Below are 14698 nucleotides of genomic sequence, written 5' to 3'. Positions count from 1 at the left end.
ATCATGCAAACCAAATAAACAATTAATTCAGAAATATTTTTAGAAACTTCATTATCTCACAATTACTTTTTTTAAAATAAATCAAAAAATTTTTCTTTACTTTAAATTCCATAGTTCATATAATCTTCTATGGAATTACATTTTTTTCTAAATAGCTCCTCATTTCTAAGTATTCAAAAGGGCAATTACAAATTATTACACCCTTATGTTTAACCAAGTAAAATAAAAATCCAGTTTTTCACAAGGAGAAGTGACTGCATGCAAGATATTTTAAAATTATTTCCGAGCGTTGACGGAAATGAAGAAAAACAACAACTTTTATTAGAATCTATGCAGAAAATAATTAAAAATCTTGACCGATTAAAAAATGAAGAGCGAGCTACTTTAGGTAAATGTGAGGAAAAATCCGAAGGATACTACAATGGCTTAATTCACCAAAGTCATATTCCACTAGCTGGAATCACTATGTCTGAGGTTATAGAAGAGCTAAACCAATTTATGAATGGTCATCCTTATCCAAATAAATATTACTTGTCTAACGCTGTACCACTACCAAGTATACCTTCACTATTAGGTGTAATAACCATGGCCCTTTTAAATGGTAATGGTGTTTGGGATGTATATGGTCCAGGGGCAGCTGAAGCAGAAGTAAAAGTTGTATCCATGCTTTCAAAACTGATTGGTTATAATCCGCATAATAGCGGTGGCTATACAACATGGGGTGGACAAGGATGCGTGTTTTCGAGCTTGCGCTTAGCAATTTCTAAACAATTCCCATCAGCAAAAGAACATGGCGCTCCACAAAATGTATATTGCTTTGCTTCTGAAAATGCACATTATAGTTTATTAAAGTCAGCTGAAGCAACTGGCATCGGATCAAATCACTTAATAAAAGTGAAAACTGATCCATATACAAATTCTATGGATATAGAAGATTTAGAGAATAAAATGATACAGGTTATTAAAAATGGCGGTATCCCCCTCTATATTCTAGCTACTATGGGGTCAACAGATACATTTACCATTGATGATATAAAAAAAATTAAAGAGAGTGCTGAAACAATACAGAAAAAATATAAATTAAAGCCTATTTATATCCATGCTGATTCTGCAATGGGCGGATTCTATAGCTTCTTTAATAATTATAATTTTGAAGAAAATCCACTCTCATTTGAACCTAATGTAAAAAACGCCTTACAATACGTACAAGATAAAATGCAATATATGTCTCTTGCAGATAGTGTATGTTTTGATTTTCATAAATTAGGACAAACACCTTATGCTTCAAGTATTTTAATCGTAAAAAATCATACTGATTTACAACTGATGGACATTGAACAAGATGATACACCTTATCTTGGTAATAGATCATATGGTAGTTATCATACAGGCTATACCTTAGAATGCTCACGAGCTGGTAGTGCTATTCCCATGTATATCAATCTATTAGCCTTTGGAATTGAAGGATATCAAAAATTATTAGCAAATTATATTCGTGTAAATCTATTATTTAGAGAGAAGTTGCGCAAGGCCTTGCCTCAAGTCGCAATCACAAATGATTTTACATTTGGGCCAATTACAACTTTCCGTTTCTATATGAATGGAGATGGCCAAGAAAATTGGGAAAAAGAACGAATAGGCCTTGCAACAAAAGAAGAGATTGAGGATACAAACCGATTAAATATAGAACTATTTAATTACCTAGGAAAAAATCGCGATCAAGTATTTTTTGGTGACACAACTCGTTCTTGTGTAGTAGATGTAATAAACAGTTATGATAGAAATCCAATTTCTACATTAAAATTCTTTTCTATCTCTCCATATACAACTGTTGAATGTATAGATGAGATCGTAGAATTTCTTTATAAATATATTTCAATTGCTACTAAACAGATTTATTTATATGTTTAATAATCATTTTTGTTAGCGCTTTAATAGTTAAACTTAACTAAATTAAATAAAATTTTTAATCCTTTTAATTACTATTAATTACATCAGGAAAGAGGAAAAACATATGAATATAGAGCTACTTGATACACACCACGTGAAAGATGCAGCACATTTACTTGCACATTCTTTTGTGAATAATGAACCTCTTGTAAGCAGTTTACAAATTCCTTTTGCTCCTTTTCACAAAATGTGCGAAGAAATGATGAAACAAGCTGTATCTCAAGCTATGTCATTTGTAGCAATAGAAAATTTTCAAATTGTTGGGGTTCTTTTAACAAAAAAAGTAACTCAGCCACTAATAGATACAGAGAAAGCGATTGAACTATGCCCGCAAATGGAACCTATTTTTCAACTTTTAGATACATTAGAGACAGAATCTATTGAGTTTTCTCATTTAGATAAAGAAAAATTGGTTTATCTAGATATGGGCGCTTGTCATCCAGATTGGATGGGAAGTGGTATAGTCACTACCCTTCTTTCACATGCCATTCAAGAAATAAGTAAAAGAGATTATGATTTTATTGCTGCTTGTACAAATAAAATTTCTCAAAAAATCCTAAAAAAACTGTGTACGACCTATGAAATGAATGAAATAGTGTATAGTAATTTTCTTTATAAGGAAGCATACCCATTTGCTAACACAACAACTTCCTTAGCAGCACAATTACTATATATACCTCAATCCCAATTCGTCATTAAGGCCATATAAATTTGCGAAGAAGACTAGCTGTACTTTTGTGCAGCTGCTTTTTTATATAGAGTAAATAAGTAATAGATATTCTTACATAAGTGATACCTTTCACAATTTAACTTCTTCGAATTCAATAGCCACTTTCTCAGCATGCCTTATTTCTCTGCTTAACCTACCTAAAGATCCCCTTCTATTTATTTCAACATGTTTTCATTTCATACGCTCCATTATTTCGTCTATACCAGGAACTTAAATACTTTTCCCCATTTTAATGTCTAATCTTTTATTGTTTAAGTAACGAGTTATACACAGACTCCCACTCTTAAACACTTTAAAACATATTACCTGATAACCCCTTAATATTCCCTATAATACTGACGGTTACAAGTCTCTTTCATTTCATTTATCTATTCATATTACATACCCTATAGCTATCTAATCTTCCTTAAAGAATTCCATTTAAAATACATGATAAAAGGAAACAAACGTGTGATATTTAGCATTTAAGAAAAAAGAGTGAGAATTACTGGATTCCCCTTTCTTCTCTTCCTTTTAAAAAGCTCTTTTAAGTCTAATTCAATTGTATTCCTGCTTAATAACATGCTCACTAATCATTAACAATTTGTATAGCTATATAAAGACTCTACTAATTCATTAAAGGAATCTCCTTCCCCCTATCGAATTATTGTAGAGGAAAGGAGAGGAATACATGGAAATTCTAGGATTAGACCCTCGCGCATTAGCGACTTTAGGTGCACTTGAATACACCAATCGTCGCAATAAATTAATCGAAGACTCGGAGAATAACATATACGAGTGTAAAGAAATAAAAGAAATACTTCAATCACTCCCTAAAGAGAAGCAGATTGAGGTTCTTGAGAATCAAGCTCACTTTGAAGCTGTGGCAAAGATGATTGAACAAAACAATTTAATTCTTTTAGAACAGATGAAAGCTCTACAGCTAATTCAGAAATAACAAACTTATGATTAATTAATTCTACATATGCTTCCATATATAATGTCTTTTTATCTATACCATTAGCCTCTGTTTTGATAGGAGCTTTTATTATGCTTTGATTCATATTTTGAATTTGAATTGTTTCTTTCACATGTATGAATAGATCTTCTAATAAACCTGGTGTAGACTCTACTATAAAGATAGCCCCATAAATAATACAGTAATCACATAATATCCCCTCATACATGTCTTTTTTAATTTTTTTGAGAAATGCTGCAACAAAATCTTTTAAACACTCAGGAATTAAGGCTTTTTAAAAATTCATTTTCTAATTCTACTATCTTTTTTTTACGAGCTTTTATTTTTCTTACAGGCACCCCAGCATACATATACCATTCATCTAAACTTTCTTTTACCATACTCATCGCACCAACTGCCGCTCCTTCTCCTATTACTACATTTGGAAAGATAATAGCGTGCGCACCAACAATAGCATGCTTTTTTAAAGTAACTTTTCCAGCTTTCACATTTTTATATTGATGTGGAACAGTCGGTCCCATTAATGTATTTCCGCTAAAATCATCAATTGCTGCATATACAATTGTTTTTGATGAAATATTTGCAAAATCATGCATTTCAATCCCCATTTCTCCTCCATATAAAGCTGTATATGCCGCTATATGCGAGTAACTTCCAATTGTAATTTTGCCACTTAAAATGCAAAAGTCATCGATTCTTACATTATTTCCAATAGATATAGCACCTGGATTATATATGCTGGTTTTTTTACTTATTAATACATTTTCCCCGACAGATAGAAAGCCAATTTCGCTCAACTCTTCTTGACTATAAAAACTATTCATCTGTGGACATCCCCTTCTGCATTAAACACATTATAATTTTCTCTACGATTTCTTTTGTCATTCCTTCCCATAAAGGGAGACTAATTATTCGTTTTGCTATTTTATTTGTATTTGTTAAATCTGTAGACTTATATTTTTTAAAAAAATCTTGTTGATGACAAGATGGTGAAAAATATGATCTAGCTTCTATCTTTTGCTTTTTCAACTCTTCTATTATCTGCATATTGTTAATTTTTTCTGAACAGAGGATAGGCATAAATTGATGAATAACTGCTTTAGTCTTTTGAACTTGCCAGCCTTTTTTTATTAATGCCGTACTTTGTAATAACTGTTTATACCATTCAGAGATACGAGTTCGTTCTTGCATTTTTTGATTCCATTTATTTATCGTTGTAATCCCAATAGCTGCTGCATATTCAGTCATTTTACAGTTAAACCCCATCATCGTACATTCACGATTATGATCAAATCCAAAATTACCCATTCTTTTAATTTGATTTATCTCTTCCTCATTATGGCTATATATCATACCACCTTCACCAATTCCGAAAGGCTTTGTTGCATGAAAGCTATATACAATCATACCACTAAAATTCTGACCGTAATGTACACCCTCATGCATTAATCCAAACCCTGGTGCCGCATCTACAACAACCGGAACGCCCTTTTTCTCTAATTCTTCATAGTCTTTCAAGTCCATCCATGATCCGAATGTTGCATATGGAACAACAACTGCAACCTCTTCTTTTAATTCATCAATCTTATCCAAAAGTACCGTTTTATCCATACACCAATCATCTAATGAAATATCAATAAAATAAGGCTCCAACCCACACCAAATAGCTGCCAATGGAGTAGCAGGGAAAGTAAAACTAGGCATAAGAGCATACTTTCCTTTTTTTCTTTTCTTACATTGAATTGCCGCCATTAACCCTAGCGTTGCGTTTGCTACTGTTGTAACTGTTCCCCTGTTCTGAAAAAATTCCGACATAATTGTTTCTTCAAAACGTTGATTTATAGGTCCATAATTTGTATATATGTGGGATATATCAATTCGCTCTAATTCATCTAAGTACTCGTTTGCAGGTACAATTGACGCACGTAAAAAAGGAATATTCTCCATATGCATCTATTCCTTTCTATCATTTTCGGACAATATAGAGCATATCCGTTTCAGATAATCCGAATTTCCTAGCAATTTCTATTCCTTGTTTCTGAGCTATGTTATACAATTCCACCTTAAATCCCGCATCTGTTAATCGTTGAATAAATCCCGGTCGATTATAAATCCTAACATGATCTTCTTGACCAAAGGCTATTTTTCTCAATAATGGCGTTACAATAGATTTATCCTCTATAATAAAATCTACATTCATTACGATTGGCACTTGAATAATTCCCCATCCATTTGGCTTTAGTACCCTATATAATTCTCGCATTGCTTTTTCATCGTCAGGCACGTGTTCTAATACATGACTACATAAAATAACATCGAAGGTATTATTTTCGTATGCAATTCTCGTAATATCAATTTCCTCCATTAAAGAATCCTTTGGTTCTAAATCCCCACATATATAAGTAATGTTTTCAAACTGGTTAAGCCATCCCCTTACCTTCACTTCAGGTGCAATATGAAGCATAGTATAATTCCTACTTAACAAATCTGTTTCTGTTTCAATGTACGCACGATACAACCTGTCACGATCCATCGAATAGCAAACTGGACAGATACCTGTATCTTTATTCCACATCTCAAATTCATATTTTAGAAAATCATAATGTGCTGGCCAAGGAGAAAAACTTTTAAATTCTTGATTGCAATATTGGCAATAACAAATATTTTTCTCAAATATTTGAGTAACTAGTTTAATTAACCCACTTTTTATCTTTTCATTATAAATTTGATCTAGTTCTCCACTTCTTACTGCATCCTTAAGTATAAATCCCGCATTCTCCAAACAATAAGATAAGCTCTCTTTATAATCTTGTTCAGTATTTAAAAACCCACTATTATGTGCATCTGTAATTAATTCAATCCATTCTTCAATTGTCATTAATATAAAGTACATTTGTTTTTGATTTTGTCCACTATGTTGTCTAAAGTAGCTAAGAGGTTCCTCTATATAAACTACTTTTCCTTTCCTCATCATATCTAACCAAGTTGCAATGTCATTAATAGAAGAATACGCTTTCCCCTTAAAATAACCAAATTTCCCTCCAAAAAAATTGCGATTAAACAAAACCGTTGTCGGTTCTCCAACTACGTTTTTCAAGTTTTTCAACATATAATTCCCTAGTGTTTCCCCTTCAAAAATTGTAGTTTCTGTGGCAATTTTCAAATTCAATGTTGAGGGGGGTAATACCTCTCCATTCTCATCAATCAGTTCACGGTACGACGTCACAAATGCAATGTTTTCTAATTCAAAAAAGTATTTCATCATTCTCTCAATCTTTTCAAGATGAAATAAATCATCATCTAATAAAAAATTTATATATTCACCAGTAGCAAGCTCTATACATTGATTAAAATTTTCAGCCACCAATGGATTTTCATTTTTAACATATGTTATACATTCATGTTCTTTTAAGTATGGCTGGATCATTGTTTTTACTTCATCATTTGTACTATCGTCAGAAATTATAATTTCAATATTTTCATAGGTTTGATTCAAAGCACTTTTGAGGGCTAATTCTAAGTAATGAGGTCTATTGTAGGCAGGAATTAGTATACTGACTTTTGGGAGGTGCGAGTTGATATTCATACGCTCTTTTTTCTTTTCAATATTTATTTTCTTTAGCTTGATTTGTTGATAGTAGTCCAATGAATATAATATGGATGATGGAACAATTCTTCTTGCATAGTCTAGAAAATTTGTAATAGCTCTGTCTAACTCCTCTTCGGAGGATAAGAAACCATATTTTTCTCCAGCTATAATAATACTATGAGAAAAATCTTCTAACCCATCCATCATTTTATTAGATTCATTTAACTGCTGATTAGAATGTAATCGAAAGTAACTGAGTGTCTCCGCTATATATACTGCTTTCCCTTTACTCAGTAAGGATAACCATGAAGCTACATCTACGTTGCAAAGATACCGCCTTTTATCAAATACACCATACGGCTCTGTTAAATCACTTTTACGAAATAAAACCGTTGTCGGTTCTCCTATATAATTCTTTTGATTCATAATCACCATTTTTCCTAATTGTGACCCATCTATAATCGTATCTGTATAAAATAAACGCATCGTTGAATAAACATCTGGCAATAGGTTTCCTTCTGCATCCATTACTTGGCGATGGGATGTTACAAGCTTAATTTCATTATCTAGGTCATTTAAAAAGTATTTCATCATTTTTTCAATTTTATTTACATGAAATAAATCATCATCCATTAAGAAATTTATATACTCACCTTTCGCTTTATGAAATAACATACGTGAGTTCTCAAATTGTCCAAGAGTTGACCTATGTTTTATATAAATAATATTTGAATGATCATACAAGTACTTTTGTAACACTTTCTCTGTTTCGTCGTTTGTACTATCATCCCCTATTATAATTTCTATATTAGGATACGTTTGTTCTAATACACTACATAAAGCTTTTTCAAAGTAGTGCGGACGATTATACGTAGGAATTAATACACTTACTAAAGGCGTTTGATTTATTTCCTTTTCATTTGTACCATTTTCCATTCTATTCCTCCGCCTTTTTATTTATTTTCACTTTTGAAATATACATGCTACTACAAATCTATTTATTAGACGAACTAGATCTGAGAGGTGTTGCGAAAAACAAATAAATAGCTTTAAAAACAGCATCTATGTTGACATAGTATAGAATAAACCTGGATAACTTTTTTCGTCCCATTCTATTTATTTGTAAAATGCGGCATTCTTTTTTCAATAAATGCCTTTACCCCCTCCTTCACATCCTCTGTTTGAAATACTTTTCCAAAGTAACGCGCTTCAATCTCAAGCCCTTCTTGTAAAGGTACTGCTGTCCCTTCGCGAATTGCCAACTTCATATAGGCGAGAGCTGGAAGAGAAAATTTACTTATATCCATTGCAATCTCTTTTGCTTTATTTAACGCCTCTCCTCGAGGGGTAATGTAGTTAACCAAGCCTATTTCTTTTGCTTCTTTAGCTGTAATCGATTTCCCTGTGAACATCATCTCTTTTGCTTTCCCTTCTCCAATTAATCTAGGTAAGCGTTGGGTTCCTCCAGCCCCAGGAAATAAACCTAACGTAATTTCCGGTAATCCAATTAAAGATTGTTCTTCTATTATCCTTAAGTCACAAGCAAGTGCTAATTCACATCCACCACCTAGTGCTAACCCATTAACAGCAGCTATAGTCGGTTTAGACAGATTCTCTAGTTGATTAAGAGGTTGTTGCAATTCAAATGATTTCATCTCGGCATATTTTTCACCTTTGCCCATCCAATCTGGAAATTCTTTTATATTCCCTCCTGCTACAAAGGCCTTTTCTCCACTTCCAGTTATAATTACGACTGAAATATCATTATCAATTTCTATTTCCTCTAATACATCTACTAATTGTTGAAATACTTCTAAACTTAAAGTGTTGACTGGTGGATTTTGAATTGTAACGACTGCAATACTTCCTTCTTTATTACAAGTTACTACTCGTTCATTCTTCATAAAAAATCCCCTTTTAAACTACCTAATTTTTCACAACACCAAGCATCTTTACTTCACTCACCATCAGCCTAAATTTCCAAATATGGTTCCGCTTTTAGAAATTCATCAATTTATTGTATGAACTGTAGAAGCATAAAATGAGCAATCCTTTCTTGGCACCATTTTATAATCACAACATATTTTTAAATTGTTCTTTTACTGTATTAATTTGGCTTCATGTTTCTTTGGTTTCCGTTACACAGTTTCTGAAGCTGGGATGACTCTTAGAAAAAATGAGATAAGAAGACTGATACATGAGGAACATTAAATGAGAACAGTTTAAGAAAGACACTATTTTAGTAACCACTTGTATTAAAGTCTTTCTTAACTAATTTGTTGTAATTACAATTGAACTACCCCCACTTTCACTTCATTTAGAAGTGGGGAATTCCTAAGTAAAGAGTTCTATCGAACGCTAAATAAAAAAGCTTATCCTTTAACACGTAATGATAAGCTTTTTTATTATTCTTTTCATTTTTTGTTTTCGGAAGTATTTCTTTAAGTTGATAGCAGTGCAGTGCTATCCCATCACTATAAAGCAAAAACTTTATAGTGCTCTCAAAACGGAAACAACAAGTTGCATTTATATAAATAGCTTTTGGAAAATTGATAATTTTGTTTAGGGATACTTTAAGATTTTAGCTTGAGAGGCATATAGTGCAACCTCATACAGAGTGATTAGGATATTAAACTTAAACGTGTTATTTTTAGCATTCTAAATAATCGGGTTCAATGTATTTTTCTGTTTCAGGAGAGCTTTTAATTTCTATAGGATATTTCTTAAAAGCTACAACAGTAACCCTATCTTCTTGAACTAAACTTCTGGATTCATTTATAGAAGAGAAACCTGTTCGCGTTAAAAAATTGTATAGAGAGGATTTTGTCATCCAAAAACTAGTAATGTTATCTAATGATGCCCATTTTGATTTTAAACGTTCTTCTATTGATGAATTAGCAGAGTGTTCTAGCATTGTGTGCCCCTTATATTCATAATTTTTATAGAGTACTGATACATTGGGAGTATGAGTGATATGAGTATCAATTATTACAAACCTTTTGCATACTTCATACACTTTTTCTAAAAAAGGGAATACATCTGAGCAATCTAAATGATATAAAATACCAGAGCATAAAACAATATCAAATTGACCATATTTTTCAGCACTTAAATTTCTTACATCATCTTGATAAAAGGTTAAGTTTTCCAACTTTAATAAATCTTTAGCAAATATAGCTTTTTGTACGTTTGATTCTCTTCCTTCTATCCCTACAACAGTTGCTCCTTGCATAGCAAACTCAATAGCGTAATGCCCCTCTAAACAAGCTAAATCTAAGATTCGAAGATTTTTAAAATCACATTGTGTGATATCTTGAATCATTGTCACAATTTTTTTTAACGCAGGATTTGGTTGTCGAATATCTCTTGTATATAGAGTATCCGTTAATTTAATATCATAAGCGGTCCATTCACCATATTTACGAATAATGTTTTCTTTTTCGAGAACAAAATCTTTCATGATACAATTCGCCACCTTTAACATACTATTATGTGTAATATATATCTTTATAAGATCAATATATGTGTGTATAACTTGTATTTAGACGAAGGTAAACATTTTAAGTCTAATTCTATTGTATTCCTGCTAAATAAAATTCTCACTAATAAAAAATATGTTATATAACTATAAAAACTCTACCAAATTATTAAAGGAATCTCCTTTCCCCTATCGAATTATTGTAGAGGAAAGGAGAGGAATACATGGAAATTCTAGGATTAGATCCTCGCGCATTAGCGACTTTAGGTGCACTTTAGGTGCACTTGAATACACCAATCGTCGCAATAAATTAATCGAAGACTCGGAGAATAACATATACGAGTGTAAAGAAATAAAAGAAATACTTCAATCACTCCCTAAAGAGAAGAAGATTGAGGTTCTTGAGAATCAAGCTCACTTTGAAGCTGTGGCAAAGATGATTGAACAAAACAATTTAATTCTTTTAGAACAGATAAAAGCTCTACAGCTAATTCAGAAATAACAAACTTATGATTAATTAATTCTACATATGCTTCTATATATAATGTCTTTTTATCTATACCACTAGCCTCTGTTTTGATAGGGGCTTTTTTTATGCTTTGATTCATATTTTGAATTCGAATTGTTTCTTTCACATGTATGAATAGATCTTCTAATAAACCTGGTGTAGACTCTAATTCCTGCTTTTCAATTTCCTCTGTGACGGCACTGATAAATTCCCATAGTACTTTTGCACCTAGTAGTTCTGCTAAACGTTTTTCACGCATTTCAAAAGTTTTCATGTTCATATTTAACCACTTCCTTCTCCTTTCGAAATAAAAAAGAAGAGACTGCTCCTCTCATCTTTTTTCACCTTCTTTTGTATTTTGAAATCCAAAATTCTTATTTCCCCACTACAATTCTTAATAATTTAAGATAATCTATCACATCCTTGTTAGTTGATTACTTATCCTATTCCCACAACGCAAAAAAACCTTCCAGGAATACATTCGTATTACAAATTAGCGTATATCGTTATACACTTCCTTGTAATGAATCGTAAACCCGAAAGGTTTGTGGTTATTTAACAATGATTAAAAAGGAAAAATTTCCTTGAACTTATTATATAATAAGTTCATTTCTATTTCAGTTAAAGAAAACGACATATTCATACTTTCTTATAGAAGGACTTTCTTGACGCTACTCTCTATTGAAGACTAAAAGTAATATATGATAGTTTACTTTCATACGCTGACTAAAAGCCGCCCTTTTCCAATGATTTCACCTAAAAAATTTCTATGTTTTTTTAATTACTTTCCTTTAAAATAGCTCATTTCTCATATTCCCGATCAGCTTTTTAAAGTATAACTTTGTTTTAAAAAATTTGCTACAGAACCACTACCAGTAACACTCGTCATATAAGCAATAATTTGTTGTATATATTCACTATTAATAATAGGCCATTGAACACCTAATAATTTTAGCTTTTTTTGAGTTTCAGTCGAATCAAGCTTTATTGGTTTATAACAATTATCTTTTGGCTCTTCAAATGTCATGAGATTTTGAATATCTTCCTGTTTCTTTTTATCTTTAGATAGTTCTAAAATAAATTGCTGATACTCTGTTTCAGAAATTACTTTAATTGGATATCCCATTGAATTTAGTAACTTTACAAGTTCCTTTAAATTTAACGTAAGATGATTGTATATATGATTTACGCAATCTTCACTATTTTCATGCACTTCATTTGATGTTACAAACCCTGTGATAATTTTGCTGCAATAATCTACAGGTGTAAATTCAACTTCACTTGATAATAATACATCTGTCACGATACCATATTGTAATATAAATTTTAATTTGCTCATAAATGCATTTTCGGTGAAGTTATATTGATGTTGTCCATCAATATATCTATTTGTAAGATTTCCTACTCTATAAATAGTAGCATCTGTTCCCTTTAATATTGCCTTGAATATTTCATATTCTGCTAAAAATTTACTTTTCACATACACATTATCTTTGTAATTTTGTTTTACATAAAAATCGCTTTCTTTAAATATTGTTTCCTTTTCACTTAATACAAATTGTCCTGCTACACCAGTTGTAGATATATGATGTAAATCCTTAGTATCACCAACAAATGCAAGAAGTTCTTTCACCGCCTGGACATTCGCTCTTTCAAATTCACTATACTCGCCAAAATGTTTTGTTAAAGCCGCAGCATGAATAACAGTTGAGATTTGTTGATGAAGCTCCTTGTATAATTCGTTTTCTAATCCCATATTTTGTTTAGCTAAATCACCTTGCACAATAAAGATACGTTGATTTACTAAAGATTGATATCTTACAAATTTATTTTTAAAATAAAATTGTAACATGTTTAATAAACGATTTTTCGCCTCTAGTTTATTTTCCCCACGAACTAAACAATATACCTTACATTCTGTAGTATCCAATAGTTGTTCTAGTAGATGTATACCTAAGAATCCTGTAGCTCCTGTTAAAAGTATTTTGCTACTATTACTAAATGCATATCTTTTTGTTTCCTTTAGCTTCTTTGGAGGTGTTAACAATTTAATATCTAATGTATCTGAATGTGAATTTACTCTATATCCATATTGAATTTTTTTAGCTATATTATTAATAGTTTTTAATTCAAAGTAATCTTTAATAGTTACATTCCAACCTTCAGAAAATGTTTTTACTAAAGTACTCATAATTTTTAAAGAGTGCCCACCTAGTTCAAAAAAATTAGCGTTTATCCCAATGACAGAGGAGTCAATCCCCAATACCTCTGACCAAATTTCTACCAATTTTTTCTCTACTCTATTCCGAGGTGCTATATACCCATCGCTCGTTTGTATAATAGAATCCCATGCAGGTAAAGCATTTTTATCTACCTTCCCATTAACAGTTAACGGCAATGATTCTATCTTGATAAAATGAGCCGGTACCATATAATTTGGAAGATGTACCTCTACATGTTTTCTCCACTCTTGTATATCTCCTTCACCTACAATATAGGCTACTAAGATTTTATCTCCAAATGTATCTTCTTGCGCTACCACAGTAACTTCTTTAATGTCTGGATGTTTTCCTAAGATTGTTTCAATTTCACCTAACTCAATTCGAAATCCTCTAATCTTAACTTGTTTATCAGCTCTTCCTATATATTCTATATTTCCATCAGGTAAATATTTAACTAAATCACCTGTCCGATATAATCTATCATTAGAGCTATTCTTGAATGGGTGTGGGATAAATGATGCTTTTGTTAATTCAGGTTGATTTAAATATCCTCGCGCTAATGCGATACCTCCTATATAAAGTTCACCCACTGTTCCAATAGGGACAAGTTTTTGAGCTTTATTTAATACATATACCTCTACATTGGGAATAGATCGACCAATAGGTGGTGTCCCTTCACCACTATAAATTTCTATAGTAGCAACCGATGCCTCTGTTGGACCATATGCATTAATAAAGAGGTGATTTTTCACCCACCGTTTTGCCACTTGTTCACTACAGACTGAACCCGCAGAAATAACAGTTTGTAATTCCTCAAAATTAGATTCATCTAACAGATTTAGTACCGTAGGTGGTAAAAATGCATGCGTAATTTTATTTTCTAGCAAAAACTGAGTAAGTGGCTCAACTGGCATAATATCTTGTTGACCACATACATATAAAGTTCCACCCGACACCAGAGTTGCGAATATATCATATAGTGAAACATCAAATGCAATTGAAGAAAACTGAACTACCTTACTACTCGTATTTAATTTTGTAAAATCAATGCTGGCATTAATAAAATTGCATAGACCTTTTTGTGCATAAAGGACACCCTTTGGATTTCCTGTGGATCCAGATGTATAGATTACATATGCTAAATTATCTGGTTTAACTTCAATTGTAGGATTTGTATTTTTTTCTCTCGAAATATTCATTTCATGTTCTTTTATATCAATACAGTCTATTTCTTTAGGTATCCACTGTGTTAGATGACTTTGT

10 protein-coding genes are annotated in these 14698 nt (G+C 31.7%); 2 read left to right on the top strand and 8 right to left on the bottom strand.

The window, feature by feature from the left end:
• The first annotated feature begins 258 nt into the window (after nt 1-258).
• Together RBB48_RS27620 and RBB48_RS27615 are read left to right on the top strand one after the other, a co-directional pair.
• Entirely contained in the window at nt 259-1911 is a 1653-nt protein-coding gene (locus tag RBB48_RS27620) for a pyridoxal phosphate-dependent decarboxylase family protein (protein WP_306008453.1), read from the top strand.
• Nucleotides 1912-2014: 103 nt separating this feature from the next.
• Nucleotides 2015-2659: a GNAT family N-acetyltransferase gene (locus RBB48_RS27615; protein WP_001019440.1), complete on the top strand. Its 645-nt coding sequence runs from the start codon at nt 2015-2017 to the stop codon at nt 2657-2659.
• A gap of 833 nt (nt 2660-3492) precedes the next feature.
• Here the strand turns inward: RBB48_RS27615 and RBB48_RS31755 are convergent.
• The 8 genes from RBB48_RS31755 to RBB48_RS27575 all read right to left on the bottom strand — a co-directional run.
• Nucleotides 3493-3846, bottom strand: coding sequence for a hypothetical protein (locus RBB48_RS31755; protein WP_371878399.1), 354 nt, complete (start codon nt 3844-3846; stop codon nt 3493-3495).
• A 49-nt stretch (nt 3847-3895) separates the two neighbouring features.
• Nucleotides 3896-4462 (bottom strand): acyltransferase, encoded by a 567-nt coding sequence (locus RBB48_RS27605; RefSeq protein WP_088063441.1) that lies wholly within the window; start codon nt 4460-4462, stop codon nt 3896-3898.
• Complete coding sequence (locus RBB48_RS27600) at nt 4455-5585, bottom strand: aminotransferase class I/II-fold pyridoxal phosphate-dependent enzyme (RefSeq protein WP_306008452.1); 1131 nt, start codon at nt 5583-5585, stop codon at nt 4455-4457. The genes RBB48_RS27605 and RBB48_RS27600 overlap by 8 nt, the downstream gene beginning before the upstream one ends.
• 19 nt (nt 5586-5604) lie before the next feature.
• Nucleotides 5605-8163: a glycosyltransferase gene (locus RBB48_RS27595; protein ID WP_306008451.1), complete on the bottom strand. Its 2559-nt coding sequence runs from the start codon at nt 8161-8163 to the stop codon at nt 5605-5607.
• Nucleotides 8164-8339: 176 nt separating this feature from the next.
• Complete coding sequence (locus RBB48_RS27590) at nt 8340-9131, bottom strand: enoyl-CoA hydratase (protein WP_306008450.1); 792 nt, start codon at nt 9129-9131, stop codon at nt 8340-8342.
• Between the two features lie 746 nt (nt 9132-9877).
• Entirely contained in the window at nt 9878-10687 is an 810-nt protein-coding gene (locus RBB48_RS27585; protein WP_306008449.1) for a class I SAM-dependent methyltransferase, read from the bottom strand.
• A gap of 395 nt (nt 10688-11082) precedes the next feature.
• Nucleotides 11083-11493 carry a hypothetical protein gene (locus tag RBB48_RS27580; RefSeq protein WP_306008448.1) on the bottom strand — a complete coding sequence of 137 codons (411 nt, stop codon included), beginning with the start codon at nt 11491-11493 and terminating at the stop codon, nt 11083-11085.
• Between the two features lie 540 nt (nt 11494-12033).
• On the bottom strand, nt 12034-14698 hold a 2665-nt coding region (locus RBB48_RS27575), incomplete at its 5' end, for an amino acid adenylation domain-containing protein (RefSeq protein ID WP_306008447.1).

It is taken from the genome of Bacillus sp. MMSF_3353 (assembly GCF_030733445.1).
GTDB classification, from domain to species: Bacteria; Bacillota; Bacilli; order Bacillales; family Bacillaceae_G; genus Bacillus_A; species Bacillus_A wiedmannii.
This window is presented reverse-complemented; position numbering and strand designations above follow the sequence as displayed.

Excerpts from the sequence above, each read along its gene's own strand:
- RBB48_RS27620 (WP_306008453.1), top strand. The coding sequence starts at position 259 with ATGCAAGATATTTTAAAATTATTTCCGAGCGTTGACGGAAATGAAGAA.
- RBB48_RS27615 (WP_001019440.1), top strand. The coding sequence starts at position 2,015 with ATGAATATAGAGCTACTTGATACACACCACGTGAAAGATGCAGCACAT.
- RBB48_RS31755 (WP_371878399.1), bottom strand. The coding sequence starts at position 3,846 with ATGTATGAGGGGATATTATGTGATTACTGTATTATTTATGGGGCTATC.
- RBB48_RS27605 (WP_088063441.1), bottom strand. The coding sequence starts at position 4,462 with ATGAATAGTTTTTATAGTCAAGAAGAGTTGAGCGAAATTGGCTTTCTA.
- RBB48_RS27600 (WP_306008452.1), bottom strand. The coding sequence starts at position 5,585 with ATGGAGAATATTCCTTTTTTACGTGCGTCAATTGTACCTGCAAACGAG.
- RBB48_RS27595 (WP_306008451.1), bottom strand. The coding sequence starts at position 8,163 with ATGGAAAATGGTACAAATGAAAAGGAAATAAATCAAACGCCTTTAGTA.
- RBB48_RS27590 (WP_306008450.1), bottom strand. The coding sequence starts at position 9,131 with ATGAAGAATGAACGAGTAGTAACTTGTAATAAAGAAGGAAGTATTGCA.
- RBB48_RS27585 (WP_306008449.1), bottom strand. The coding sequence starts at position 10,687 with ATGAAAGATTTTGTTCTCGAAAAAGAAAACATTATTCGTAAATATGGT.
- RBB48_RS27580 (WP_306008448.1), bottom strand. The coding sequence starts at position 11,493 with ATGAACATGAAAACTTTTGAAATGCGTGAAAAACGTTTAGCAGAACTA.